General features: G+C 78.8%; 2 protein-coding genes. Both read right to left on the bottom strand.

Annotated features, from left to right (window positions below):
* Window positions 1-41: 41 nt before the first annotated feature.
* Window positions 42-881, bottom strand: a complete 840-nt coding sequence (locus HGCM_RS00010; protein ID WP_147573319.1) for an ABC transporter permease — start codon at window positions 879-881, stop codon at window positions 42-44.
* An 11-nt stretch (window positions 882-892) separates the two neighbouring features.
* The coding region (gene modA, locus HGCM_RS00005) for a molybdate ABC transporter substrate-binding protein (RefSeq protein WP_019134846.1) at window positions 893-1,639 on the bottom strand (747 nt) is incomplete at its 5' end.

Below are 1,639 nucleotides of genomic sequence, written 5' to 3'. Positions count from 1 at the left end.
GCCGACCGGCCCGGCGAGCGGCTCTCGCGCGCGGCGCGGCGTCACGCGGTGCGTCCCGGCCGCCAGGCCCGCGCGACCAGCAGCACGGCGACGCCCGCGACGACGAGGACGAGCGCGAGGGCCACGGCGGCGCCCTGCGTCACGCCCGCGCCGTTGAACGCGGCGTACACCGCCAGGGGCATCGTCTGGGTCACGCCGGGCACGTTGCCGGCGAACAGCGCCGTCGCACCGAACTCGCCGAGCGCGCGGGCGAAGCACAGCACCGCGCCGCTCAGCAGGCCCGGCGCGACGAGCGGCAGCGTGACCCGCCGCAGCACGGTCCACCGGCCGGCGCCCAGCCCCGCCGCCACCTCGTCGTACCGGGTGCCCACGGTGCGCAGCGCACCCTCGGTCCCCAGCACGAGGAACGGCAGGGCGACGAAGACCTGCGCGAGCACGACCGCCGCCGTGGTGAACGGGATGCTGACCCCGAACCACGCGTCCAGCGCGCCGCCCAGCACGCCGCGGCGCCCGAGGAGCTGCAGCAGGGCCAGCCCGCCCACGACCGGTGGCAGCACGAGCGGGAGGGTCACCAGCGCCCGCAGGAGGTCGGCCGCCCAGCCGCGCAGGCGTGCGAGGAGCAGCGCGAGCGGCACGCCGAGGACGACGCAGACGCCGGTGGCCGCCAGCGCGGTCGCGAGCGAGAGCCCCAGCGCGGACAGCGCCGTGGGCGACGTGACGTCGACGAGGAACGTGGACCACTGCGCCCGCAGGACGAGCGCCACGACCGGCAGCACGACGAGCGCCAGCCCCAGGGCGGCGGGCACCGCGAGCAGCAGCGGGGCGGACCGCCCGGGACCCGACGGCTCCCCGGTGCGCGCGGACCGGTGCGGGGCGTCCAGCCCGACGGCCGTCACGGCCGGGCGAACCCGAGGCCGTCCAGCACGCGCTGGCCTTCCTCGGAGAGCAGGAGCGCGACGAACGCGCGCGCGACCGCCTCCTGATGGCCCGCCTCGCGGTCGGCCAGGACCGCGACGGGGTAGGTGTTCACGGCCCCCGCGGCCTCGGGCACCTCGACCCCCTCCACGCCGTCCCCGCCGCGCCGCACGTCGGTGCGGTACACGAGCCCCGCGTCCGCGTCGCCGGACACCACCTTGAGCAGCACCGCGCTGACGTTCTGCTCCTCGCTCGCTCCGCGCAGCTCGACGCCCGCGGCGCGCAGCACGGCGGCGGTCGCCGCGCCGCAGGGCACCTGCGGGGCGCACACCACGACGCGGCCTCCCGTCGCGGCGAGCGCGCCCAGGTCGGCGAGGCCGCGCACGTGCTCCGGGTTCCCCGCCGGGACCACGACCTGGAGCGTGTTCGTCGTGAACGGCACGGCGTCCCCCGCCAGCAGGCCGGCGCCGGCGGCGTCGGCCATCGAGCGCTCGTCGGCGGTCGCCAGCACGTCGGCGCGCGCACCGGCGGCCAGCTGCGTGACGAGGGTCGCCGAGCCGTCGAACGTCATCGGGCGCACGTCCACGCCGGGGTGCTGCCGCGCGAAGAGCGCGCCCAGCTCCTCGAACGCGGGCTGCAGCGACGCGGCCGCGAACACGGTCAGCGCCCCGCTGAGGCCGTCGGGCGACGCGGACGGCGTCGCCCCGGCGGCGGCGCCGCTCGG

This window comes from Cellulomonas massiliensis JC225 (assembly GCF_000312005.1).
Classification (GTDB): domain Bacteria; phylum Actinomycetota; class Actinomycetes; order Actinomycetales; family Cellulomonadaceae; genus Cellulomonas; species Cellulomonas massiliensis.
This window is presented reverse-complemented; position numbering and strand designations above follow the sequence as displayed.